The organism is Streptomyces sp. NPDC007189, assembly GCF_040703635.1.
Taxonomy (GTDB): Bacteria; Actinomycetota; Actinomycetes; order Streptomycetales; family Streptomycetaceae; genus Streptomyces.
Genome location: NZ_JBEYEY010000001.1, coordinates 649,109 through 671,046 on the forward strand (window position 1 = coordinate 649,109; position 21,938 = coordinate 671,046).

The 21,938-nt window shown below is 72.0% G+C and carries 24 protein-coding genes, 3 tRNA genes and 2 pseudogenes; 7 read left to right on the top strand and 22 right to left on the bottom strand.

From position 1 onward, the window contains the following. The first annotated feature begins 74 nt into the window (after window positions 1-74). Window positions 75-1,115 carry an adenosine deaminase gene (locus tag AB0950_RS03005; RefSeq protein WP_360149683.1) on the top strand — a complete coding sequence of 347 codons (1,041 nt, stop codon included), beginning with the start codon at window positions 75-77 and terminating at the stop codon, window positions 1,113-1,115. 31 nt (window positions 1,116-1,146) lie between these two features. On the opposite strand, the gene AB0950_RS03010 is transcribed toward AB0950_RS03005, so the two are convergent. Continuing rightward, a complete protein-coding gene (locus AB0950_RS03010; RefSeq protein ID WP_360149686.1) occupies window positions 1,147-1,755 on the bottom strand; it encodes a TetR/AcrR family transcriptional regulator in 609 nt (202 codons plus the stop codon). A gap of 104 nt (window positions 1,756-1,859) precedes the next feature. On the opposite strand from AB0950_RS03010, the gene AB0950_RS03015 reads away from it, so the two are divergent. Next, window positions 1,860-2,492 (top strand): NAD(P)-binding oxidoreductase, encoded by a 633-nt coding sequence (locus AB0950_RS03015; RefSeq protein ID WP_361980540.1) that lies wholly within the window; start codon window positions 1,860-1,862, stop codon window positions 2,490-2,492. Window positions 2,493-2,507: 15 nt separating this feature from the next. Here the strand turns inward: AB0950_RS03015 and AB0950_RS03020 are convergent, their stop codons facing one another. The 9 genes from AB0950_RS03020 to AB0950_RS03060 form a co-directional block, all read right to left on the bottom strand. Next, window positions 2,508-3,563, bottom strand: coding sequence for a UDP-N-acetylmuramate dehydrogenase (locus tag AB0950_RS03020; protein ID WP_360149692.1), 1,056 nt, complete (start codon window positions 3,561-3,563; stop codon window positions 2,508-2,510). Window positions 3,564-3,748: 185 nt separating this feature from the next. Further along, entirely contained in the window at window positions 3,749-4,129 is a 381-nt protein-coding gene (locus AB0950_RS03025) for a DUF3291 domain-containing protein (RefSeq protein ID WP_360574656.1), read from the bottom strand. Between the two features lie 45 nt (window positions 4,130-4,174). Next, on the bottom strand, window positions 4,175-5,686 hold the full coding sequence (locus AB0950_RS03030; RefSeq protein ID WP_366777646.1) for a DHA2 family efflux MFS transporter permease subunit: 1,512 nt from the start codon (window positions 5,684-5,686) through the stop codon (window positions 4,175-4,177). A gap of 83 nt (window positions 5,687-5,769) precedes the next feature. Next, on the bottom strand, window positions 5,770-6,339 hold the full coding sequence (locus AB0950_RS03035; RefSeq protein ID WP_360574658.1) for a TetR/AcrR family transcriptional regulator: 570 nt from the start codon (window positions 6,337-6,339) through the stop codon (window positions 5,770-5,772). A 141-nt stretch (window positions 6,340-6,480) separates the two neighbouring features. Beyond that, the gene (locus AB0950_RS03040) at window positions 6,481-6,909 is read right to left on the bottom strand and encodes a MaoC family dehydratase (protein ID WP_366777647.1); all 429 of its coding nucleotides are present in this window, start codon (window positions 6,907-6,909) and stop codon (window positions 6,481-6,483) included. A 7-nt stretch (window positions 6,910-6,916) separates the two neighbouring features. Continuing rightward, window positions 6,917-7,369: a MaoC family dehydratase N-terminal domain-containing protein gene (locus AB0950_RS03045; RefSeq protein WP_153539332.1), complete on the bottom strand. Its 453-nt coding sequence runs from the start codon at window positions 7,367-7,369 to the stop codon at window positions 6,917-6,919. Window positions 7,370-7,640: 271 nt separating this feature from the next. Then, a complete protein-coding gene (gene rpmG / locus AB0950_RS03050; protein WP_003948671.1) occupies window positions 7,641-7,805 on the bottom strand; it encodes a 50S ribosomal protein L33 in 165 nt (54 codons plus the stop codon). Window positions 7,806-7,894: 89 nt separating this feature from the next. After that, window positions 7,895-7,967 (bottom strand) — tRNA-Met (locus tag AB0950_RS03055). A 46-nt stretch (window positions 7,968-8,013) separates the two neighbouring features. Continuing rightward, window positions 8,014-8,086, bottom strand: a tRNA-Thr gene (locus tag AB0950_RS03060). Between the two features lie 417 nt (window positions 8,087-8,503). On the opposite strand from AB0950_RS03060, the gene AB0950_RS03065 reads away from it, so the two are divergent. After that, on the top strand, window positions 8,504-9,769 hold the full coding sequence (locus AB0950_RS03065; RefSeq protein WP_360574659.1) for an amidohydrolase family protein: 1,266 nt from the start codon (window positions 8,504-8,506) through the stop codon (window positions 9,767-9,769). A 224-nt stretch (window positions 9,770-9,993) separates the two neighbouring features. After that, window positions 9,994-10,650, top strand: a complete 657-nt coding sequence (locus AB0950_RS03070; protein ID WP_366777648.1) for an SDR family oxidoreductase — start codon at window positions 9,994-9,996, stop codon at window positions 10,648-10,650. 93 nt (window positions 10,651-10,743) lie between these two features. On the opposite strand, the gene AB0950_RS03075 is transcribed toward AB0950_RS03070, so the two are convergent. The 3 genes from AB0950_RS03075 to AB0950_RS03085 all read right to left on the bottom strand — a co-directional run bounded on the left by AB0950_RS03075 (window position 10,744) and on the right by AB0950_RS03085 (window position 11,669). Beyond that, complete coding sequence (locus tag AB0950_RS03075) at window positions 10,744-10,956, bottom strand: hypothetical protein (RefSeq protein ID WP_360574661.1); 213 nt, start codon at window positions 10,954-10,956, stop codon at window positions 10,744-10,746. A 90-nt stretch (window positions 10,957-11,046) separates the two neighbouring features. Beyond that, the gene (locus tag AB0950_RS03080; protein ID WP_360149717.1) at window positions 11,047-11,271 is read right to left on the bottom strand and encodes a hypothetical protein; all 225 of its coding nucleotides are present in this window, start codon (window positions 11,269-11,271) and stop codon (window positions 11,047-11,049) included. 44 nt (window positions 11,272-11,315) lie between these two features. After that, entirely contained in the window at window positions 11,316-11,669 is a 354-nt protein-coding gene (locus AB0950_RS03085) for a DUF6233 domain-containing protein (RefSeq protein WP_360149720.1), read from the bottom strand. 129 nt (window positions 11,670-11,798) lie between these two features. On the opposite strand from AB0950_RS03085, the pseudogene AB0950_RS03090 reads away from it, so the two are divergent. Continuing rightward, window positions 11,799-12,217 (top strand): annotated as a pseudogene (locus AB0950_RS03090) (hypothetical protein). On the opposite strand, the pseudogene AB0950_RS03095 reads toward AB0950_RS03090, so the two are convergent. Both AB0950_RS03095 and AB0950_RS03100 read right to left on the bottom strand, forming a co-directional pair. Beyond that, window positions 12,162-12,458: pseudogene (locus AB0950_RS03095) on the bottom strand (hypothetical protein); the annotation flags it as partial. The pseudogenes AB0950_RS03090 and AB0950_RS03095 sit on opposite strands and share 56 nt — an antisense overlap. A 262-nt stretch (window positions 12,459-12,720) precedes the next feature. Then, window positions 12,721-12,802, bottom strand: a tRNA-Tyr gene (locus tag AB0950_RS03100). A gap of 225 nt (window positions 12,803-13,027) precedes the next feature. Between AB0950_RS03100 and AB0950_RS03105 the strand changes: the two genes are divergently transcribed. Beyond that, window positions 13,028-13,516, top strand: coding sequence for a YajQ family cyclic di-GMP-binding protein (locus AB0950_RS03105; protein WP_189885950.1), 489 nt, complete (start codon window positions 13,028-13,030; stop codon window positions 13,514-13,516). A 169-nt stretch (window positions 13,517-13,685) separates the two neighbouring features. Here AB0950_RS03105 and AB0950_RS03110 read toward each other — a convergent pair whose 3' ends face one another. Continuing rightward, the gene (locus AB0950_RS03110; RefSeq protein WP_330338361.1) at window positions 13,686-13,952 is read right to left on the bottom strand and encodes a GlsB/YeaQ/YmgE family stress response membrane protein; all 267 of its coding nucleotides are present in this window, start codon (window positions 13,950-13,952) and stop codon (window positions 13,686-13,688) included. 283 nt (window positions 13,953-14,235) lie between these two features. Between AB0950_RS03110 and AB0950_RS03115 the strand changes: the two genes are divergently transcribed. After that, window positions 14,236-14,637 (top strand): YccF domain-containing protein, encoded by a 402-nt coding sequence (locus AB0950_RS03115; protein ID WP_366777649.1) that lies wholly within the window; start codon window positions 14,236-14,238, stop codon window positions 14,635-14,637. Window positions 14,638-14,668: 31 nt separating this feature from the next. Here AB0950_RS03115 and htpX read toward each other — a convergent pair whose 3' ends face one another. The 6 genes from htpX to AB0950_RS03145 form a co-directional block, all read right to left on the bottom strand. After that, window positions 14,669-15,532: a zinc metalloprotease HtpX gene (gene htpX, locus AB0950_RS03120; RefSeq protein WP_360149728.1), complete on the bottom strand. Its 864-nt coding sequence runs from the start codon at window positions 15,530-15,532 to the stop codon at window positions 14,669-14,671. Window positions 15,533-15,806: 274 nt separating this feature from the next. Further along, window positions 15,807-17,324, bottom strand: a complete 1,518-nt coding sequence (locus AB0950_RS03125) for an NADH-quinone oxidoreductase subunit N (RefSeq protein WP_366777650.1) — start codon at window positions 17,322-17,324, stop codon at window positions 15,807-15,809. Further along, entirely contained in the window at window positions 17,321-18,895 is a 1,575-nt protein-coding gene (locus AB0950_RS03130; RefSeq protein WP_366777651.1) for an NADH-quinone oxidoreductase subunit M, read from the bottom strand. Before AB0950_RS03130 ends, AB0950_RS03125 begins: the two co-directional genes overlap by 4 nt. A 6-nt stretch (window positions 18,896-18,901) precedes the next feature. Then, the gene (locus AB0950_RS03135) at window positions 18,902-20,896 is read right to left on the bottom strand and encodes an NADH-quinone oxidoreductase subunit L (RefSeq protein WP_366777652.1); all 1,995 of its coding nucleotides are present in this window, start codon (window positions 20,894-20,896) and stop codon (window positions 18,902-18,904) included. Further along, entirely contained in the window at window positions 20,893-21,267 is a 375-nt protein-coding gene (nuoK, locus tag AB0950_RS03140; RefSeq protein ID WP_330338367.1) for an NADH-quinone oxidoreductase subunit NuoK, read from the bottom strand. Before nuoK ends, AB0950_RS03135 begins: the two co-directional genes overlap by 4 nt. After that, window positions 21,267-21,932: an NADH-quinone oxidoreductase subunit J gene (locus AB0950_RS03145; RefSeq protein WP_360149839.1), complete on the bottom strand. Its 666-nt coding sequence runs from the start codon at window positions 21,930-21,932 to the stop codon at window positions 21,267-21,269. Before AB0950_RS03145 ends, nuoK begins: the two co-directional genes overlap by 1 nt. Between the last annotated feature and the right edge of the window lie 6 nt (window positions 21,933-21,938).

A 21,938-nucleotide genomic window follows, 5' to 3' on the forward strand; every position in this document is an offset into this window, starting at 1 on the left:
CTTCTGTGTGCGAGCAAGACCACGTACGGGGAAACGGCTACCGGTGGGACGGGGGCGTACGGCAGGATCCTGGGATGGAGCGTGTACGTGACCTCTCTGAGCTGCCGAAAGCCCATCTGCACCTGCACTTCACCGGCTCGATGCGGCCGGCAACGGTCCTGGAACTGGCCGACAAGTACGGCGTACGCCTGCCGGAGGCGCTGACCGAAGCCCTCACCAGCGGGGAACCGCCGAGGCTGAGGGCCACGGACGAGCGGGGCTGGTTCCGTTTCCAGCGGCTGTACGACGCGGCCCGCTCCTGCCTGCGCACACCGGAGGACATCCAGCGCCTGGTCCGGGAGGCCGCCGAGGAGGACCTGAGGGACGGCTCGGGCTGGCTGGAGATCCAGGTGGACCCGACGTCGTACGCGCCCCGGCTGGGCGGGCTGATCCCCGCGCTGGAGGTCATCCTCGACGCGGTCGACACCACCTCGCGGGAGACCGGGCTCGGCATGCGGGTGCTGGTCGCCGCCAACCGCATGAAGCACCCGCTGGACGCCCGCACGCTGGCCCGTCTGGCGGTGCGGTACGCCGACCGGGGCGTCGTCGGCTTCGGGCTCTCCAACGACGAGCGGCGGGGCATGGCCCGGGACTTCGACCGGGCCTTCCACATCGCGCGCGAGGGCGGTCTGCTGTCTGCCCCGCACGGCGGCGAGCTGACCGGCCCGGCCTCCGTCCGCGACTGCCTGGACGACCTGCACGCCTCGCGGCTCGGGCACGGGGTGCGCGCGGCGGAGGACCCGCGGCTGCTGAAGCGGCTGGCCGACCGGCAGGTGACCTGCGAGGTGTGCCCGGCGTCGAACGTGGCGCTCGGCGTGTACGAGAAGCCGGAGGACGTCCCGCTGCGCACGCTCTTCGAGGCCGGCGTCCCGATGGCCCTCGGCGCCGACGACCCGCTGCTGTTCGGCTCCCGGCTGGCCGCCCAGTACGAGATCGCCCGCCACGCGCACGGCTTCTCGGACGCGGAACTCGCCGAACTGGCCCGTCAGTCGGTGCGCGGCTCGGCGGCGCCGGAGGACGTCAAGGCGCGACTGCTGGCGGGCGTGGACGACTGGCTGACCCGCCCGCCGGCCTGAGGGGCCGGCGTCCCGGCCGCCGAAGAGGCGGTCAGCGCGGTCCCGCCACGGAGATCCCGCCCAGCAGCGTCCTCGCGAGCCGCGTGGCGAACTCGTCGACGGGCGGCCGCTCCCCCGTGTCGGTCGCGTCGTAGGCGAACGCGCGCTGCGCGCAGGCGCCGAGCAGCAGGGAGGCGGCGGCGAAGGTGTCGGCGTCGGCGCGGACCCGGCCGGCGGCCTGTTCGGCGCGGAGGTAGGCGTCCAGGTCCCGGATGGGCCGGTGCGGGCCGGAGCCGAGCTCCCGCAGGGCGTCGAAGTGGCGCTGCCTGAGCTTGGGCTCGGCGTACAGGGAGGCGGCGATCGGGAAGCTCTGCTCGTAGAAGAGGGCGGCCTGGCGGGCGATCTCGGTGAGGTTGTCCTCCAGGGTGCCCTGTCCCGGTTCGGCGGCGAGGCTGCCCAGCAGAGGGGTGAGCCGGGGCAGCCGCTCGGCGAGGACGCGCACGAACAGCTCTTCCTTGCTGTCGAAGTACTTGTAGAGGGCCGCTTCGGAGCAGCCGGCCGCGCGGGCGATCTCCTTGGTGGTGGCGCGGGCGAGTCCGGCGGTGAGCATGAGCTCGTGTGCGGCGTCGAGGATGCGGACACGCGCCGGCTTCTGCTCCATGGGTCTCCCAATTGGCTTGACGGGTGAGTGAGTGCTTACCCACTCTAGAGGGAAGCAGAGGTGAGTGAACACTCACCCACCCATCCCGAGTACGGGAGCACCACATGAACCTCACTGTTTTCGGCGCCACCGGCGGCATCGGCCGGGAGATCGTGCGGCAGGCGCTCGGCGCCGGGCACCGGGTCACCGCCGTCGTCCGCGATCCGGCCCGGCTCGACGTCAGGGGCGACGCGCTGGAGGTGGTCCGCGCCGACCTGACCGACCCCGAGGAGCTGCGCACCGCCGTCCGGGGCCGGGACGCGGTCCTGTCCGGCCTGGGCGCGCGCAGCCGCAAGGACGCCGGGGTCGCCACCCGGCTGACCCGTACGGTCCTGCGCGCCATGGAGGCGGAGGGCGTACGCCGGCTGCTCGTGGTCAGCGCCGGTCCCGTCGGCCCCGCCCCCGAGAGCCAAGGCGCCCTGGACCGGGCCGCGCGCGGCCTGATCTCGGCGATCCTCAAGGACGTCTACGCCGATCTGCGCGAGATGGAGGCCGAACTGGCCCGCAGCGGCACGGACTGGACGTCCGTACGGCCGCCGCGCCTGCAGGACAAGCCGCTCACCGGCCGCTACCGCACCGTGGTCGGCGGCTTCCCGCCCAAGGGCCGCTTCATCGCACGCGCCGACGTCGCCCACGCCATGCTGGCGATGATCGACGACACGGGGACGGTGAAGCAGGGGGTGGGGGTGGCGTACTGAGCGCCGTCGGTACGGCTACAGGCTGACGCCGACCGTCACCGGCTCGTTGACCAGCGTGACGCCGAAGGCCTCGCGGACGCCGGCGACCACCTCGCGGGCCAGCGCCAGCAGGTCCTCGGTGGTGGCGGCGCCCCGGTTGGTGAGGGCGAGGGTGTGCTTGGTGGAGATGCGCGCCGGGCCGGTGCCGTAGCCCTTGGTGAAGCCCGCCTTGTCGATCAGCCAGGCCGCGGAGGTCTTCGTACGGCCCTCCCCCGCCGGGTAGGCGGGCGGCTCCACCCCGTCGCCCAGCCGCTCGCGCACGCGCGCGTGGAACGCGGCGAACTGCTCGTCGGTGAGGATCGGGTTGGTGAAGAAGGACCCGGCGGACCAGGTGTCGTGGTCCTCGGGGTCGAGAACCATGCCCTTCCCGGCGCGCAGCTTCAGCACGGTCTCGCGCGCGTCGGCCAGCGGTACCCGGTCGCCGGGCTCGACGCCGAGCGCGCGCGCCGCCTCGGCGTACTTCACGGGCGCGGACAGCCCGCCCGCGTCCTGAAGGGCGAACCGGACGCGCAGCACCACGTAGCGCTCGGGGTCGGCCTTGAAGCGGCTGTGGCGGTACGAGAAGGCGCACTCCTCGTTCGTCAGCGTGACGGTCTCCCCGGCGCGCCGGTCGTAGGCGATCACCTCGGTGATGGTGGAGGACACCTCTTGGCCGTAGGCGCCCACGTTCTGGATCGGCGTGGCGCCGGCCGATCCCGGGATCCCGGCCAGGCACTCGATCCCGGCGAGCCCGGCCTCGACCGTGCGGGCGACGGCGTCCGTCCACACCTCGCCGGCCGCCAGCTCCAGCGTCGTACCGCGCAGCTCGACACCGCGCGTGGCGATGCGCAGGGCGGTGCCGTCGAAGCCCTTGTCGCCGATGACCAGGTTCGACCCGCCGCCGATGACCAGCAGCGGGGTCCCGCTGTCGTCGGCCTCGCGGACGGCGGCGATCACTTCGGCGTCGGTCTCGGCGGTGACCAGCCGCGTCGCGGGACCGCCCAGCCGGAAGGTGGTCAGCGGGGCAAGAGGGGCGTCGTGGAGTACCTGCACGGCCCCAAGACTACGAGACGGCACCGGCACCGCCGCACCCACGCGGGCGACGGCCGCGGAGGCGGGCGCGGCCGCCACGCCCACGCGCGCGTGCGTTCCTGTGGCGGCTCCGGCACACGCGTACGCGCGCGTGGCCTCCCCCGGAAGGCCACGCGCGCGTGGACGTCGTTGTGCCCTTCCCCCGTCTACCTGAGCCGCCGTTCCGCCTCCGCCCAGCTCACCGGCAGCCGGTCGCCGGAGGTCTGCCAGGTGGCGAAGGTGACGTCGCGCATCTGGGCGGCCAGTTGCCGGGAGGCGGGCCGGTGGGCGCCGGATCGGGCGAAGGCCTTCAGCGCGTCGGCCGACTCCCAGGCGGACAGCGTCCAGAAGGTCCGCCGCAGCGGCTGCGCCTTGAGGGCGGCCCCGTAGGCGCCGGGCGCACGGCCGGCCTGCCGCCACACCGCCGGGGTGCGGGCGAGGAAGCGGAGGGCGCCCCGCAGGGAGCGGGTCTCGAAGCGCGAGGCGAAGACGTGCACCTCGGCGTCCCGCGGCGGGGGGTTCGGCACGGTCCAGGGAAGTGCGGGCATCGCGAACTCCTTGCGGTCGGCGGTGACGAGATTCCGGAACGTGCCTCAGAGGGCGGCGGTCTCCACGGCGGTGGCCGTTGGGCCAGTTGTCTCAACGGCACTGGCCTCGGAGCCACCGCTCTCCTCGGTGCCCGAGGTCGCCTGCCCCTTCCCCGCGGCGAGCCGGGCGGCGTTCCGCCGGGCCGGGATCGCCAGGGCCGCGGCCGCGGCGACGGCGACCACCGCCGAGCCGGTGACCAGGGCGGGCCGCAGGCCGTCCACGAAGCTCTGGGCGCTGTCGTAGCCGCCCTGCGCGGAGAAGATCGACGACATCACCGCGATGCCGAGCGCGCCGCCCACCTCGCGCAGCGCGTTGTTCGCGCCGGAGGCGATGCCCTGCTCCTGCGGGCGGACGCTGGACATGACCAGATCGGCGGCCGGCGCGAAGTACAGGGCCATGCCGACCCCGCTGATGATCAGGGCGGGCAGCTGGGCGGCGTAGGAGGCGTCCGTGGTGGCCACGGCGGCCATGTAGCCGAGGCCGGCGGCCTGCAGGAACAGACCCGCGGCGACGACCGGACGGCCGCCGACGCGGTCGGAGAGGATCCCGGCGACCGGCGCGACGAGCATCGGCATGCCGGTCCACGGCAGCATCCTGAGCCCCGCCTCGGTGGGCGAGTAGCCGAGCACGCCCTGCATGTACTGGCTGAGCAGGAAGATCGAGCCGAACATGCCCACGAACATCAGCAGTCCGGCGGCGTTGATGCCGGAGAAGGCACAGGACCGGAACAGCCGCATCGGCAGCATGGGCGCGGCCGCGCGGGAGCTGTAGAGGACGAACCCGGCCAGCAGCGCGCCGCCCGAGAAGAGCGCGGTCAGGACCAGGGTGTCGGTCCAGCCGTCGGCGGGCCCGCGGACCAGGCCGTAGACGATCCCGAAGAGGCCGCCGCTGGCGAGCAGGGTCCCGGGGATGTCGAGCCGGGCGCCGGTGCCGTAGGACTCCGCGAGCCGCAGCCGGGCGAGCGGGAGGGCGATCAGGCCGAGAGGAACGTTCAGCCAGAAGATCCAGTGCCAGGAGACGTGCTCGGTGAGGGTGCCGCCGATGAGCGGGCCCGAGGCGACGGCGAGCCCGTTCACGGCGCCCCAGATGCCGTACACCGTCCCGCGCCTGGCGGCGGGCACGGCCGCGGTCAGCAGGGTCAGGGTGAGCGGCATCATGACGGCCGCGCCGACGCCCTGGACCGCGCGGGCGGCGATCAGGGAGCCGATGCCGGGGGCCATGGCCGCGGCGGCGGAGGCGCCGGTGAAGACGGTGAGCCCGGCCATGAAGAGCCGGCGGCGCCCGAAGCGGTCGCCGAGCGCCGCGCCGGACATCAGCAGCACGGCGAAGGTGAGCGTGTAGGCGCTCACGGTCCACTCGAGGTCGTCCAGTGCGCCGCCCAGGTCCTTGCGGATGGAGGGCAGGGCGGTGGTGACGACGAGGTTGTCGAGGGCCGCCATGAATCCGGCGACGCTGGTGACGACGAGCGCCCAGGCGGCGCTGCCGCGCCCTGTGCTCGGTGCGTTCCGCTGTGACATCTCTCCCCCAGAGAGTGATCAAGTTAGTTATTGATGACTAACTTTTCTGCGCAGAAGAAGGCCCTTGGTACGGCCCCGTTCTGCTATTTCTCGAGCCGGCCGGTGATCCGGGCCGACGGGTACATCCCCTGCCAGACCCGGTGCTCCGGCGGAAACCGCATGACCGCGAGGGTGTTGATCAGCATTCCGTACGCCAGGAAGGTCGTGGTCTCGCCGTCGTCCGCACCCAGCGGCAGGTGAACGGTGTCCCAGAGCTTCATCCAGGCGCGGCGCACGGTCTCCCCGAACTCGTGGTCGCCCTCCGCCTCGGCCGCGGCCACGGTGATGTACGTCTGCATCTGCATCTGGAGCTTCTCGGGCTGCTCGGTGATCAGCCGCACGTAGGCGTTGGCCATGGCGTGCAGGGCCTCCTCGCCCTCCAGCCCTTCGGCCGCCTGCTCGAACACCCGGCAGGTGTCGTCCACGCACCGGAGCGACGCGGCGGTGAAGATCGCCTTCTTGCCCGGGAAGAGCCGGAAGAGGTACGGCTGAGAGACACCGACGCGGGTCGCGATCGCTTCCGTGGAGGTTCCGTAGTAACCCTTCTGGGCGAACTCCGCGATGGCCGCACGAATGACGCTCTCGCGCCGCTCCTCTGCACTCATCCTGGGCATGAGAAGTAAGTTAGTACTCAATCACTAACCTCGCAAGGGCCCTGCTGAGCGTGGGACGTTCCGCTGCACGTAAGGGGCGCCTCGCCATGGAGAACGCCCCTTACATCACGCCTTCGGGAGCAGCCGTCAGGCCAGGCGACGTCAGGCCAGGCGTACGACCGCCCGGGACATGCCGAGCACCTTCTGGCCGCCGCTGGTCGCCGTCAGATCCACGCGCACGGTGTTCTCGTCCAGCTTGGCCGCGACCTTGCCGCTGACCTCGATCAGCGCGCCCTCGTCGTCGTTCGGCACGACGACCGGCTTGGTGAAGCGGACGCCGTACTCCACGACCGCGCCGGGGTCCCCGGTCCAGTCGGTGACCACGCGGATCGCCTCCGCCATGGTGAACATGCCGTGCGCGATGACGTCCGGCAGGCCGACCTCCCTGGCGAACTTCTCGTTCCAGTGGATCGGGTTGAAGTCACCGGAGGCGCCCGCGTAGCGCACCAGCGTGGCGCGGGTCACGGGGAAGGTCTGCGCCGGCAGTTCGGTGCCGACCTCGACGTCGTCGTACGCGATCTTCGCCGTCATCAGGTCCTCACGCCTCCTCGGCCGCGCGGGCCACGAGCTTGGTCCAGGCGGTCACGACGTGCTCGCCCGCCTCGTCGTGCACCTCACCGCGGATGTCCAGGATGTCGTTGCCCGCGAGGGACTTGATGCCCTCGATGGTGGAGGTGACCGTCAGCCGGTCGCCGGCGCGCACCGGGCGGCTGTAGGCGAACTTCTGGTCGCCGTGCACCACGCGGCTGTAGTCGAGGCCGAGTTGCGGGTCCTCGACGATCTGCCCCGCGGCCGGGAAGGTGATGGCGAACACGAAGGTCGGCGGGGCGATCACATCGGAATGACCGAACGCCTTCGCGGCCTCGGGGTCCGTGTAGACCGGGTTGGTCTCGCCCACCGCCTCGGCGAACTCGCGGATCTTCTCCCGGCCCACCTCATAGGGCGCGGTGGGCGGGTAGGTCCGTCCCACGAAGGACTGGTCGAGCGCCATGGCCCGGCACCTCCTGATGTCTGCTGTGATGGCCCCAAATTAGCGGGAATCCCGGCGGGGAATGCGCAGGGGGACGGGCGGGTGCCCGGCCAACGAAACGCCGGTGAAGCGATGTGATCCCGGTTACTCGGTTGATCATGATTGCCGTGACTCCGCTGAGTTCGGCGAGTCGGCGACTTGGTGGCTTCCGGTCAACCGAGAAGCGGTGAAACGCCGCGAGGCCGCCCCCTCGGGAGGGGACGGCCTCGCGTACGAGCCTGGTGAGCCCTGGTCAGCGCGTTTCGCGGTGAGCCGTGTGCGCGTTGCAGCGCGGGCAGTGCTTCTTCATCTCAAGACGGTCCGGGTTGTTACGCCGGTTCTTCTTGGTGATGTAGTTCCGCTCCTTGCACTCCACGCAGGCCAGCGTGATCTTCGGGCGGACGTCGGTGGCAGCCACGTGAGTGCTCCTAAGACGAACAGTGGACTAATTCAACGCAAGAAAGAGTAGCCGATCGAAGGACCGACCCCACAATCGGCTACTGTGAGTAGCGGTGACCGGACTTGAACCGGTGACACAGCGATTATGAGCCGCTTGCTCTACCGACTGAGCTACACCGCTGTGATGCGATCGGGCCCCGCCTTTCGGCGGGTACCTCTCACACCAGAGCCCCAAAACGGAATCGAACCGTTGACCTTCTCCTTACCATGGAGACGCTCTGCCGACTGAGCTATTGGGGCGAGCGATGAAGACATTACACGGTCCGCCGCCGTTCGCCCAAATCCGTATCCGGCGGTCTGTCCCGACCCCGCCCTGGGCCTCGCAGCGGCCTTGGCCATCGCCATGCCGAGAGATGCCAGACGCGTGGAGGTAGTGGTGCCAGACGCGTGGAGGTCACCGTTGCGAGCAGGGCCACCCGCGTGAACGTCACCACGGCGAGCGGCCACGCGCGTGGACGTCACCAAGTAGCGCGGGCCACGCGCGTGGGGGACGCGTGTACTGCCATGGGCGGAGCAACCGGTACGACTATTGCGCTCCTGTGCAACCGGGCCCGGCGCGCCACCCTAGGCTCGACTCGCTCTGCGTGATCTTGGGGTTCGGCCCCGGTTTCCCACGCGGGCCAGCCCGAGACACCGGCCCCCAGTTCCTGGAGCGCGATGCCCGACAGCCAGCCGCAGCCCCATCCGCCGTCGGACTCCTCGGGCTCTTCGGGCCGGTCCGACCCGGCCGCCCTGCTGCTGTGCGGGGCGCGACTGACCGACGGCCGGACCGTGGACGTACGGCTGGGCGGCGGGCGCATCGAGGCGGTGGGCACGGCCGGCAGCCTGGCTCCGGGCCCGTCCCGGACGGGCGGCACGCGCGTGGACCTCAGCGGCTACCTGCTCCTGCCGGCCCCGGCCGAACCGCACGCCCACGGCGACACCGCACTGTCCGCCGAGCACCCCGGCCCGGTGTCGTACGCCCCCGAGGACGTCCAGCGCCGGGCGACGGAGGCGGCTCTGCTGCAGCTCGGGCACGGGGCGACCGCGGTACGCGCGCACGTGCGCGTGGGCGACGTCCAGGGGCTCGGCGCACTCGTCGCCGTCCTGCGGGCGCGGCGCTCGCTGCGGGGGCTCGCGGAGCTGACGGCGGTGGCGATGCCCCGGCTGCTGACCGGCGTGGCGGGGGCCGACGGACGGGCGATGCTGCGCGACGCGGTCAAGATGGGCGCCTCCGTGGTGGGCGGCTGTCCGGACCTGGACCCCGATCCCACGGGCTATGTGGAGACGGTCCTGGAGGTGGCCTCCGAGCACGGCTGTCCGGTGGACCTGCACACGGACGCGTCCGACCCCGCCCGGCTGTCCCGGCTCGCGGCCATGGCCGGGGGCCTGCGCCCCGGCGTGACGATCGGTCCGTGCGCCGGTCTGGCCGGCCTCCCCGCCGAGGCCGCCGCACGCGCCGCCGACCAACTCGCGGCGGCCGGCGTGACGGTCGTGTGCCTGCCCCAGGGCGGCTGCTGCGGCGCCGATCACCGAGGCGCCGCTCCGGTACGGCTGCTGCGCGCGGCCGGGGTGCGCGTGTCGGCGGGGAGCGGCGCCGTACGCGACCTCTCCAACCCCGTCGGCCGCGGCGACCCGCTGGAGGCGGCCTACCTCCTCGCCGCCGCCCAGGGCCTGCGCCCGGAGGACGCCTACGACACCGTCAGCGCGTCGGCCCGTGCGGTGCTGGGCCTGCCGGAGGTACGCGTGGAGGCAGGCTTCCCCGCCGACCTCCTGGCCGTACGCGGCGACCGTCTGGCCGGCGCGCTGTCCCTGGCCTACAGCCGGATCGTGGTCCACCGGGGCCGGGTCGTGGCCCGCACGAGCGCCGTACGCGAGTACTGCGACTCGGCCGCCGCGGTGGAACTGGGGCTGCCGCGGCAGGGGCGCGGAGAGCTGTCGTGAAGCAGCCGGGCGAGATCCCGCGGCCAGTGCCGGGCGCGCGGTCGGGGCACCCGCCCACGCCGGGCCGCAGTGCTTGAAGGCGCACGCCAAGCACACTTCCCCGGAACACACGCTCCGTACGCGCCCGTACACACCCGGCGCGTGCGAGCGTGAGCCTGGCGCGGTTCGGCCACGCCGGTTAACCCGTGCGGCGGATGGGCCTCTTCGGGCGTACGGTCGGATTCATGCGCATTGTCATCGCTGGTGGTCATGGTCAGATCGCGCTGCGCCTGGAGCGCCTGCTCTCCGCGCGCGGGGACGAGGTCGCGGGGATCATCCGCAAGTCGGAACAGGGCGACGATCTGCGGGCGGTCGGCGCCGAACCGGTGCTCCTGGACCTTGAGTCAGCCTCGGTGGAGGAGGTCGCGGCGCACCTGCAGGGCGCCAACGCGGCGGTCTTCGCGGCCGGCGCCGGCCCGGGCAGCGGCGCCGCCCGCAAGGAGACGGTGGACAAGGGCGCGGCGGTGCTGTTCGCGGACGCGGCCGTACGCGCGCGTGTGCGGCGTTTCCTGGTCGTGTCCTCGATGGGCGCGGATCCCGCGCACCAGGGCGACGACGTCTTCGACGTGTACCTACGCGCCAAGGGCGAGGCGGACGCGTACGTCGCCCGCCAGGAGGCCCTGGACTGGACGATCCTGCGCCCCGGTTCGCTGACGGACGACGCGGGCACCGGCCTGGTCCGGCTGGAGGCGCACACCGGGCGCGGCGCGGTCCCCCGGGACGATGTGGCGGGCGTACTGGCGGAGTTGGTGGACACTCCGGCGACGGCCGGCCTGACGCTGGAGCTGATCAGCGGTTCGACGCCGGTGTCGGTCGCGGTGAAGGCGGTGGCCGGGAACTGAGGCGGATCACCGGCCGTTGAACGGTCGTACCCGCCACCGAGCCCGCCGCACCGCCCGCCTGCCGCGCCGTCAGTTCCGCAAGTTCTTGGAGATTCAGAACAGACTCAGTTGCCCGGGAAACTCCGGTACGGCGTAACCGTCCAACGCCGGCTGGACGGCTCCGAGTTGCGCCTGCCGCCGTGACCCGGAGCAGGAGAGGAGTTCGCCGTTCTCTCGGGCCCCGGGCGGGTCGTGCCGCGCGAAACGGCCCGCGACGACGGCGATGTCGCGGTGGCACACCGGGCAGGTTCTGCGTCGCGAGGACATGCCGTCAGTGTGCCCGCACGAGGGCGGAGACAACACCGGTGCCCCGAGCCGCGGCACCGGTGTCGTGAGGCGCGGGTCTCGGCCTCTGCCTCAGGTGCGTGTCTCGGCTTCCCAGCGGTCGGGGCCCACCCCGCGCCAGTCGATCAGCGGCGAGTCGGCCACCTGCTCCGGCTCGATCTCCAGCCCCGCGCGGCGCAGGAACTCCACCAGGTCGGCCACGTTGTGCGCCAGGCCGAGGATCTCGCCGTCCACCCGGACCCGGCGGCCGCCGGTCGGGGACGGCAGGTGCACGATGATGGGTCGTTTCCCGGCCATGGCTCCAGCATCGTCCGGACCGGACGGGCTCGCACCCGGACCGGTCATTCCAGAATCCCCAGCAGGGTGTCGGGGCGGCACAGCGGGCATGCGGCGACACCTCCTTCCGTCAGCGCGAGTACGGCCTGATCCCGACCGACCGCCTTGGCACGTCCGCCGGCGGATGTGCAGCCGCCGACGTGGACGTACACGGCGCTGCGCCCGTTCAGACCGCGTTCCACCAGCCACTCCGCAGCGGCCTGTTGGGGAGCGCGGCGGCGCTGCCGTTCGGCCTCCCGACGTTCTTCGTCCGCGATCCACCGGTCCATTAGGGCGAGCTGCCGCGCGGCCTGGTGTTCGACGACGCGACGGGCGAAACGCAGCATGTCGAGACGCGTCAGGGGACGGTCTTCGTTCACACGTTCGATTCTAGTGAAGAGACGCGAAAGCGCGAGGAGCGGGATGCACCTGTCTTCACCGGTCCGCGTAGGCGCGGCTCGGTGCCCCGCCATCCAAAGAGGCCCCGTCGCCTGGTTGCGGACGGGCGCGTGTATCTGTGGACGCTCCCCCACAGCCACAGCCACAGCGTGGCGGACAGCGGCCGCACCTGCTGCCAGACCCTCACGCTGTACCCGCAGCCGACTGGCAGTGGCGGCCCCCTGCGCATCGTCTTCACCGAGGGCCCGGGCCGGTACGTCCCGGCGGGGCGCCCCTCGGCTCCGGAGACGTGGGATACGTCCGGGGCGCCACCTTGAACCTGCACGAACCCGGCGCCGTCCGAGCCCTGCTCGACGCTGCGTCGACACGCGGGTGGCAGCCGGGGACGCGGCGCGCGGTGGAGATCGACGGCTGGTCCCTGCTGGAGCCGGCAGCCGCCGCACGAGCCGGGGCCCACGGCTCCGCGGGTGTCATCACCCAGCAGCCCGCCGGTCACTACGAGACCGGCATGGCCGCCAGGTTCCGCTGACACCCGTCCCGTCGGCGTCGGCCCGGCCGCGCAGGACGGGGCGGCCGTACAGCCGGAGGAACTCCTCCATCGCCGCGTCGACGCCAGCGCGGTCGCCCGTGGCGAGCAGGTCGAGCAGGTCGAGCAGCAGGCCGCGTACGGTCGCGAGCCCCAGCCGGGCGCGGCTGCGGGCGGTGGCGGGGTCCGCACCTGCGGCCGTCTCGGCGGCCACGAGCGGCGCGAGCCAGTCCGTCACGAGCCCACGGCACCTACACCATCGATCCGCTGCCGACCGCAGGGAGCCGCGTCTCGTTCACCTACTCCTGGACGCGCGCCCCGCTCGCCGACCGCCTGCTGGCAACCGCCGTCCGGGCCGCGATGCGGCGCGCCAACGACACGGTCATGCGCCGTCTGGTCACCGAACTGGCCCGCCACCCGCCCACCGCCGACACCTGATCGCGGGATGCACGACGAGAGCCCCGTGACCTGCTTTTCTCGCAGGTCACGGGGCTCTCGTTACCGTGTGGCGGCGCCAGGATTCGAACCTGGGAAGGCTGAGCCGGCAGATTTACAGTCTGCTCCCTTTGGCCGCTCGGGCACACCGCCGGGTTGACGACCAGTTCGAACCACTCTTCGGCAGTGCTCCCTGGCGACGACGTAAACAATACCCGATACAGGGGGGTGCTTCGCCACCCGGTTGATCTCCACCTCTCGGCTCCAGGGGTGGCTAGGCTGGTGCGGATGCGGCCCGGTACGACGCCGGGCCCGGCGGCCGCCGCCGCGCACGCCGGCACGCACCCGATACGCACCCGATACAAGGAGCCACAGGACATGGCCGACTCCAGTTTCGACATCGTCTCGAAGGTCGAGCGGCAGGAGGTCGACAACGCCCTCAACCAGGCCGCCAAGGAGATCTCGCAGCGCTACGACTTCAAGGGCGTGGGTGCCTCGATCTCATGGTCCGGTGACAAGATCCTCATGGAGGCGAACTCCGAGGACCGGGTGAAGGCTGTCCTCGACGTCTTCCAGTCCAAGCTGATCAAGCGCGGTATCTCGCTGAAGGCGCTGGAGGCGGGCGAGCCCCAGTTGTCCGGCAAGGAGTACAAGATCTTCGCGTCGATCGAGGAGGGCATCTCTCAGGAGAACGCGAAGAAGGTGGCGAAGATCATCCGCGACGAGGGCCCGAAGGGCGTGAAGGCCCAGGTGCAGGGCGACGAGTTGCGCGTCTCCTCCAAGAGCCGTGACGACCTGCAGACCGTGATCGCACTGCTGAAGGGCAAGGACTTCGACTTCGCGCTGCAGTTCGTGAACTACCGCTAGGGAACCGGCCGGACATCCCGGCGGGACATCGCTGGCAGGCAGGAAGGGCGGGCGCCCCCGAGCGGTGCCCACCCTTCCGTGCTGCCGACGCCTCCGCACCGCCGATGCCGTGCTCCGGACCGTGTGCCGCCGATGCCGTACTCCGGACTGCGTGCCGTCGGCGCCGCGCTCAGTCGCGTGAGTTGCCGAACAGGATGCGGTAGGCGATCAGCAGCACCAGCGAACCGCCGATGGCCGCGACCCAGGTGGCGCCGTCGTAGAAGCTCTTGCTGATCGGGTGGTGCAGCCAGCGGGCCGAGATCCAGCCGCCGATGAACGCGCCCGCGATGCCGATCAGGGTCGTACCGATGAAGCCGCCGGGGTCGCGGCCCGGCAGAAGGATCTTGGCGATGGCTCCGGCCAGGAGTCCGAGAATGATCCAAGCGATGATGCCCATGCCGTGAACCTGCCCTTCCGCGCTGTGTCCGCACTGTCCGGCGTCTGAGAATCCGGTGAGGACCCGCTGTCCACGCGCGCGTGGTTTGTGCCGTGTCGATGGAGAGGACGTCAGGAGCCACCCCGCGGTTGCCGTGTTCAACCCGGCTCGACGCCCCCGCGGCAGGGTCGTCCCAGGACGTTCCCGATCGTGCTACAGGGCCGGTGCGGTTCCGCCCGGACGGATGATCAGCTGATACTGATGACAGCAGGCATGCCGGCGTGCGATCCGAGAGGTACCGATCATGAAGGTGTTCAACCTGCTGCTCAACATCCTGTGGCTGATCTTCTGCGGCCTCTGGATGGCGATCGGCTACCTGATCGCCGCGGTGATCTGCTTCATCCTCATCGTCACGATCCCGTTCGGCATCGCGTCCCTGCGCATCGCCGGGTTCGTCCTGTGGCCGATCGGCCGGACCACCGTGGAGCGGCCGGGCGCCGGCGCGGGGTCGTTCATCGGGAACGTGATCTGGGTGGTCTTCGCGGGCTGGTGGCTGGCGCTGGGCCACCTGATCACGAGCATCCCGCTGTTCCTGTCGATCATCGGCATCCCCTTCGGGTGGGCGAACCTGAAGCTCATCCCCGTCTCGCTCATGCCACTGGGACGCGAGATCGTGGCCACGGACCAGGGCTTCGGCGGGCGCTGACCACTCCCGGGACCGCCTGGTCCGCGCGTCCTCAGTGCCGCCGGCCCGCCATGTTCTCGAGCCGGGTGATGCGCTCCGCCATCGGGGGGTGGGTGGAGAACAGCTTGCTCATGCCCTGACCGGCGCGGAACGGGTTCGCGATCATCATGTGGCTGGCGGTCTGGATCTGCGGCTCGGGCGGCAGCGGGAGCTGCTGGGTGCCGCTCTCCAGCTTGCGCAGGGCGCCGGCGAGGGCGAGCGGGTCGCCGGTGAGCTGGGCGCCGGAGGCGTCGGCCTCGTACTCGCGGGAGCGGCTGATGGCCAGCTGGATGAGGGTGGCGGCGAGCGGGCCCAGGATCATGATCAGGAGCATGCCGAGCAGGCCGGGGCCGTCGTCGTCGTCCGAGCGGCCGACCGGGATGAGCCAGGCGAAGTTCACCAGGAACATGATCACCGAGGCGAGCGCGCCGGCGACCGAGGAGATCAGGATGTCCCGGTTGTAGACGTGGCTGAGCTCATGGCCGATGACGCCGCGCAGCTCGCGGGGGTCCAGCAGGCGCAGGATGCCCTCGGTGCAGCACACGGCGGCGTTGCGCGGGTTGCGGCCCGTCGCGAAGGCGTTCGGGGCCTCCGTGGGTGAGATGTACAGGCGGGGCATGGGCTGACGGGCCTGTGTGGACAGCTCGCGCACCATCCGGTAGAGCGCCGGGGCCTCGAACTCGCTGACCGGGCGGGCGCGCATCGCGCGGAGGGCCAGCTTGTCGCTGTTCCAGTACGCGTACGCGTTCGTGCCCAGGGCGATCAGGACCGCGACGACCAGGCCGACACGGCCGAAGAAGCTGCCGATGACGATGATGAGTGCGGACAGTCCCCCGAGGAGTACTGCGGTCCTGAGCCCGTTGTGCCGGCGGTGCACCGTGCGCCCTCCAAGTCGTGCAGCTGGGGAACACTTTGGTCCAGTGGACCCTCCCGCTTGTGACAACGCCAGGCGGCAGCCGTGAGTTCCCTGGTGGGCGCGGGCGCGCGCCGGGGCCGGACGGGTGAGGGGGCGCTGCGGCCGGGTGACGGCGGCGCGAACGGCCACGCGCGCGTGGAGGCCACGAGTGGCTCACGCGCGCGTGGCCGGGGCGGCGTCGTAGTCCGTGAGCCATGGCCCGTCGTCGAGTGGCTCACGCGCGCGTGGCCGGGGCTCAGAACAGCCCGGTGGCGGCGAAGCGGAGGACCAGCTGGGGTGCTCCCGACAGGGCGACGCCGAGTACGCCGGTGAGGGCGAGGGCCGCCGTGAGCGGGGCGGGGACGCGGTGCCGGGCGGGCTCGCCCTCGGGGGCGCGGAACAGCAGGGCCGTCCACTGCAGGTAGTAGAAGAGGGCGATCACCACGTTGACGGCCATGACGACGGCGAGCCAGCCGAGGCCCGCGTCCACGGCCGACGAGAACACGATGACCTTGGCGAACAGCCCGATGACGCCCGGCGGCAGCCCCGCCAGGCACAGCAGGAAGAACGCCAGCAGGAGCGCGGTGAGCGGATTGGCGGCGTACAGGCCCCGGTAGTCGGCGATGCGGTTCAGGGCCCGGCTGCGGCCCACCAAGGCGGCCACCGCGAACGCGCCGAGGTTGACCGCGCCGTACATCAGCGCGTAGGCCACCGTGGAGCCGATCGCCTTCTGCGGGTCCTTGGCGTACCCGGCGGCGGCGATCGGCACCAGCAGGTAGCCGGCCTGCCCGACGGAGGACCAGGCGAGCAGCCGTACGGCGCTGTACGCGCGCGTGGCCTGCTGGCGCAGGGCGCCGACGTTGCCGACGGTCATGGTGAGCGCGGCGAGGACGGCGAGCGCGGGACCCCAGACGTCGGCGTACGACGGGAACGCGACCACTGTGACGAGGATCAGTCCGGAGAAGCCGACCGCCTTGCCGACGACCGACAGGTACGCGGCGACGGGCAGCGGCGCGCCCACGTAGGTGTCGGGCACCCAGAAGTGGAAGGGGACGGCGGCGGTCTTGAAGGCGAAGCCGATCAGGGTGAGGACGACGCCGGCCTGGGCGAGCGTGTGCAGCTGGCCGCCGACGTGGGGCAGGCGCTGGGCGACCTGGGTGAGGTAGAGGGTGCCGGTGGAGGCGTAGACGAAGCTGACGCCCATCAGGCTGACCGCGGTGGCCGTCACCGAGGACAGGAAGAACTTCAGTGCCGCCTCGGAGGACCGCTTGTCGCCGTGCCGGATGCCGACCAGGGCGAAGGCGGGCAGGGAGGCGACCTCCAGGGCGACGATCAGCGTGGCCAGGTCGCGGGAGGCGGGCAGCAGGGCGGCGCCGGCCGCGGAGGACAGCAGCAGGAACCAGAACTCGCCGGGCGGGACGCGCCGCTGGTCGTCCGCGAGGCTCGTCACGGACAGCAGGGCCGCGAGCAGTGCGCCGCCGAGGACGAGGAACTGGATGACGAGCGTGAAGTGGTCGGCGGTGTAGCTGCACGCGCGCGTGGCGCCGGTGACGCAGAAGGTGCTGCGGTCGCCGTCGAGGAGCGGCAGCAGCATCAGCGCGGCCACGGCCAGTCCGGCCACGGAGATCCAGCCCAGGACGGGCTTGCGGGCCTCGGGCAGGAACAGGTCGGCGACCAGGACGACGAGTCCGGCCGCGGCGGCGATGGCCGGCGGCGCGACGGCGAGCCAGTCGACGGACTGGACCAGCGACTCGGCGAGGGGCTGGGCGCTCATCGGGTGCCTCCTGCGAGGAGCTGGTGCACGGCCGGGTCGGTCAGGCCGAGCAGCGCCCTCGGCCACAGTCCGGCGACGACGGTGAGGGCGACGAGCGGCGTCCAGGCGGCGAACTCGTAGCCGCGGACGTCGGCGAGCTTCGGGACCTCCTGCTCGACACCGCCCATGCAGACGCGGCGGACCACGATCAGCATGTAGGCGGCCGTCAGCAGGGTGCCGAACGCGCCGATCGCCATGAAGGTGAGGAAGGCGGGCCGGCTGAGGCCGGCGGCGGGCTTGAACGCGCCGAACAGGGCCAGCATCTCGCCCCAGAACCCGGCGAGGCCGGGCAGTCCGAGCGAGGCGACGGCGCCGAAGGCGAGCAGGCCGCCCAGGCGCGGTGCCTTGCCGTACAGGGCGAGGCCGGTCTCCTCGGCAAGGGTGTCCAGGTCGGTCGTGCCCGTGCGGTCCTTCAGCCCGCCGACCAGGAAGAACAGCAGGCCGGTGATCAGGCCGTGGGCGATGTTGGCGAACAGGGCGCCGTTGACGCCGGTCGGGGTCATGGTGGCGATGCCCAGCAGGACGAAGCCCATGTGACCGACGGAGGAGTAGGCGATCAGCCGCTTGAGGTCGCCCTTGGCGCCCCGCCTGGCGAGGGCCAGGCAGGCGAGCGACCCGTAGATGATCCCCACCACGGCGAACGCGGCGAGGTACGGCGCGAACGTGTGGAAGCCGTGCGGCGCCACCGGCAGCAGGATCCGGACGAACCCGTACGTACCCATCTTGAGCAGGACACCGGCCAGCAGGACCGAGCCGACGGTCGGGGCGGCGGTGTGGGCGTCGGGCAGCCAGCTGTGCAGCGGCCACATCGGCGACTTCACGGCGAGCCCGATGCCGATCGCCAGAACGGCGATGACCTGCACGGACGCGGTCAGCGACCGGCCGTTGTCAGTGGCGAGTGCCACCATGTCGAACGTGCCCGCCTTGATTCCGATCAGGAGCAGGCCGAGCAGCATGACGACGGAGCCGAGCAGCGTGAACAGGATGAACTTCCACGCGGCCCGGGTCCGGCCCGCGCCGCCCCAGCGGGCGATGAGGAAGTACATCGGGATGAGCACCATCTCGAACGCGAGGAAGAACAGCAGCAGGTCGAGGACGGCGAAGGTCGCGAGGGTGCCGCACTCGAGCAGGAGCAGCAGCGCGACGAACGCCTTCGGGGCTCCGCCCGCGGGCGGGTTGAAGTAGGAGTACAGCGCGCAGAGGAAGGTCAGCAGCGCGGTCAGGACGACGAGGGGGAGGGAGATGCCGTCGATGCCGAGGTGGATCCGCACGTCGAGCGCGGGGATCCAGCTGATGTCGGTCGTGGCCTGCATCCTCGACGGATGGCCGTGGTCGAAGCCGAGCGCGAGGACGATCGCGGCGATGAGGATCGCGCCGGTCACGGTCACGCCGTGCCGCAGCACGGCCTGCTCGGGCGACTTCCCCTTCAGTCCGGGCGGGGCCGGCAGGAGGGCGGCGACGGCGCCGAGGAGCGGGCCGACGACGGTGAATGCCAGAAGGAACTGCATCACGGACTCGTTGATATCGATCACGCCTGCTCACGCTCCCGTGGCGACGAGGACGACGGCGACCGCCAGGATGACGGTGCCGGCGAGCAGCGCGCTCACATAGGTCTGCACATTGCCGGTCTGCGCACGCCGTACGGCGCCCCCGAGCAGCCGGGGCAGGGCGGCCGCGCCGCGTACGTAGGTGTCGACGACCTCGCGGTCGAGGAAGCGGACGAGGCTCGCTCCGGCCTGGACCGGGCGGACGAACAGCGCCGCGTACACGGCGTCCAGGTGGAAGCCGGCGGCCGCGGGGCGGCGCAGCGGGCCGAGCAGCAGCCGCGCGGGGTCCGCGGGGTCGGGCGCGTAGGCGATGTCGCCGTAGGCCGGCTGGTGGGTGGCGATGGCCTCGGCCTCGACGAGTCCGGCGTCCTCCTCCGGGTGGGCGGCGACCGCGCCCAGCGGGACACGGGCGGCGAGCTGGGTGGTGCGTTGCCAGGCGCCGTAGGTGAGCAGACCGCCGACCAGGGCGAGCCCGGTGCCGAGGATGGAGGTGAGCAGGGTCGGGGTCAGGTCGCGGCCGTCGAACCAGCCGGGCAGCGCGCGGTAGGCGAGCGCTCCGAAGGCCAGGGAGGGGACGGCGAGGACCCACAGGACCACGGTCATGGTCAGCGGCTGGCGGCCGTGGTCGGGGGCCTCGGCGCCCCGGCCGCGGAAGGCCAGCAGCCACAGCCGGGCCGCGTAGGCGGCGGTGAGGAGGGCGGTGAGCAGCCCGGCGACGAGGACGATCCAGCCCGCCGCGCCGGGTGCGTGGTCGGTGTGCCCGTCGGCCACCCGCTCGGCGGCGCCGAGGACGGACTCCTTGGAGAAGAAGCCGCTGAAGGGCGGGATCGCGGCGAGCGCGAGCAGGGCCACGGTCATCGTCCAGTAGGCGTCCGGGACGCGGTCGCGCAGGCCGTGCATGCGGGACATGGCGGCCAGGGAGTTGGTGCCGGCGGCGTGGATGATCACGCCGGCCGCGAGGAAGAGCAGCGCCTTGAAGGCGCCGTGGGACAGGAGGTGGAAGACGGCGGCGCCGCGGTCGCCGACGGCGAGGGCGCCGGTCATGTAGCCGAGCTGGCCGATGGTCGAGTAGGCGAGGACGCGCTTGATGTCGTCCTGGGCGAGCGCGGCGAGCGCCGAGCCGGCCATCGTGACGGCGGCCATGACGGCGAGGACGGTCATCGCGGCCCGGGAGGCCTCGAAGACGGGGAGGAGACGGGCGATGAAGTAGACGCCGGCGGCGACCATCGTCGCGGCGTGGATCAGCGCCGAGACGGGCGTGGGGCCCGCCATCGCGTCCGGGAGCCAGGTGTGCAGCGGGAACTGCGCCGACTTGCCGGCGACGCCCGCGAGGAGCAGCAGGGCGATCAGCGTCGGGTGGTGCAGGTGGCCGCTCGCCACGGCGCCGAGGACGCGGGTGATGCGGAAGGACCCGGCGTCGCCGGCGAGCGCGAACAGGCCGATGAGGAACGGCACGTCGCCGAGCTTGGTGACGAGGAAGGCCTTCAGGGAGGCGGCGCGGGCCTCGGGGGTCTCCCAGTAGTGGCCGACCAGGAAGTAGGAGCAGATGCCCATGACTTCCCAGCCGACCAGCAGCACGATCAGGTCGCCGGAGTAGACGACCAGGAGCATCGCGGAGGTGAACAGGGAGACGAGAGCGGCGTACGAGGGGTAGCGCGGGTCGTCGCGGAGATAGCCCGTGGAGTAGATCTGCACGCAGGCCGCGACGAACGCGACCAGGACCGCGACGAGCGCGGCGAAGCCGTCGATGTGCAGGGCCAGTTCGATCGGGACCGAGCCGGTGGGCGTCAGTTCGGTGTGGCCGTCCACGGCCTGTCCGCCGCCCTGGCGTACGGCGACGAGCGCGGCCAGGACGAGCGAGACCAGCGGCGGCAGCACGGCGAGCGGGCGGACGAACCCGGGCGCGGTGCGGCCGAGCAGCAGTCCGGCCGCGGCGCCGAGGAACGGCAGGAGGGGGACGAGGACGGCGAGGGTGGTCGTGGTCACGCGGTGGCCTCAGCCTTCTCGGCCGCCGAGGAGCCCGGTCCCTCGGTGCCGGGGCCCTCTGCGGTGTCGCGGAGCTTGTCGATGTCGGAGGTGCCGCGGTTGCGGTAGACGGCGAGCACGATGGCCAGGCCGATGCCGATCTCGGCGGCGGCGATGGCGATGGTGAACAGGGTCAGCGCCTGGCCGGAGTGCAGGGTGTCCTTCGCGGCCCGGCTGAGCCAGACGTCGAAGGCGACGAGGTTGAGGTTGACGGCGTTGAGCATCAGCTCGACCGACATCAGGACCAGGATCGCGTTGCGGCGGGCGAGGACGCCGTACAGGCCGGTGCAGAACAGGAGCGCGGAGAGCACGGCGGGGTAGGCGAGGTGCATCAGCGGGCGCCTTCCTGCTCGACCGGGTGAATTCCGGAATCCGTGACGGATGGGGAACTCTCGGTGACCGGCCGGGAGTTCACAGGAGGAGAGCCCGGCTCCGTCTTCGCCTTGCGGGACAGGACGATCGCGCCGACCAGCGCCGCGAGGAGCAGCACGGACAGGGCCTCGAAGGGCAGCACCCAGTTCCGGAACAGGCTCTGGCCGGTGACCCGGGTGGAGCCGGCGGCCGGTCCGCTCAGGTCGACCCAGGTGGTGCGGAAGGCGTCGACGACCACCCAGACCAGGGCGACGGCGGCGGCGACCGCGACGGCCAGGGCGGCCCAGCGGTTGCCGGAGTCGGCGTCCGGTGAGCGGCCGATGGGGGCCTTGGTGAGCATGAGACCGAACAGAAGGAGGACGACGACGGAACCGACGTAGATCAGGACCTGCACCCAGGCGATGAACTCGGCCGTGAGCAGCAGGTACTCCACGGCGAGGCCGCCGAGCGCGACCACCAGCCACAGGGCGGCGTGCACCAGCTGGCGGGTGGTGACGGTGACCAGCGCGGCGCCGAGGGTGACCAGGCCGACCAGGAGGAAGGCGATCTCGACGCCGGCCGGGGACAGGAAGCCTGGGTGGGCGGCGGCCGAGAGGGTGGCGTGCCGGGCGCCGGCGAGGTTCACGGCCGG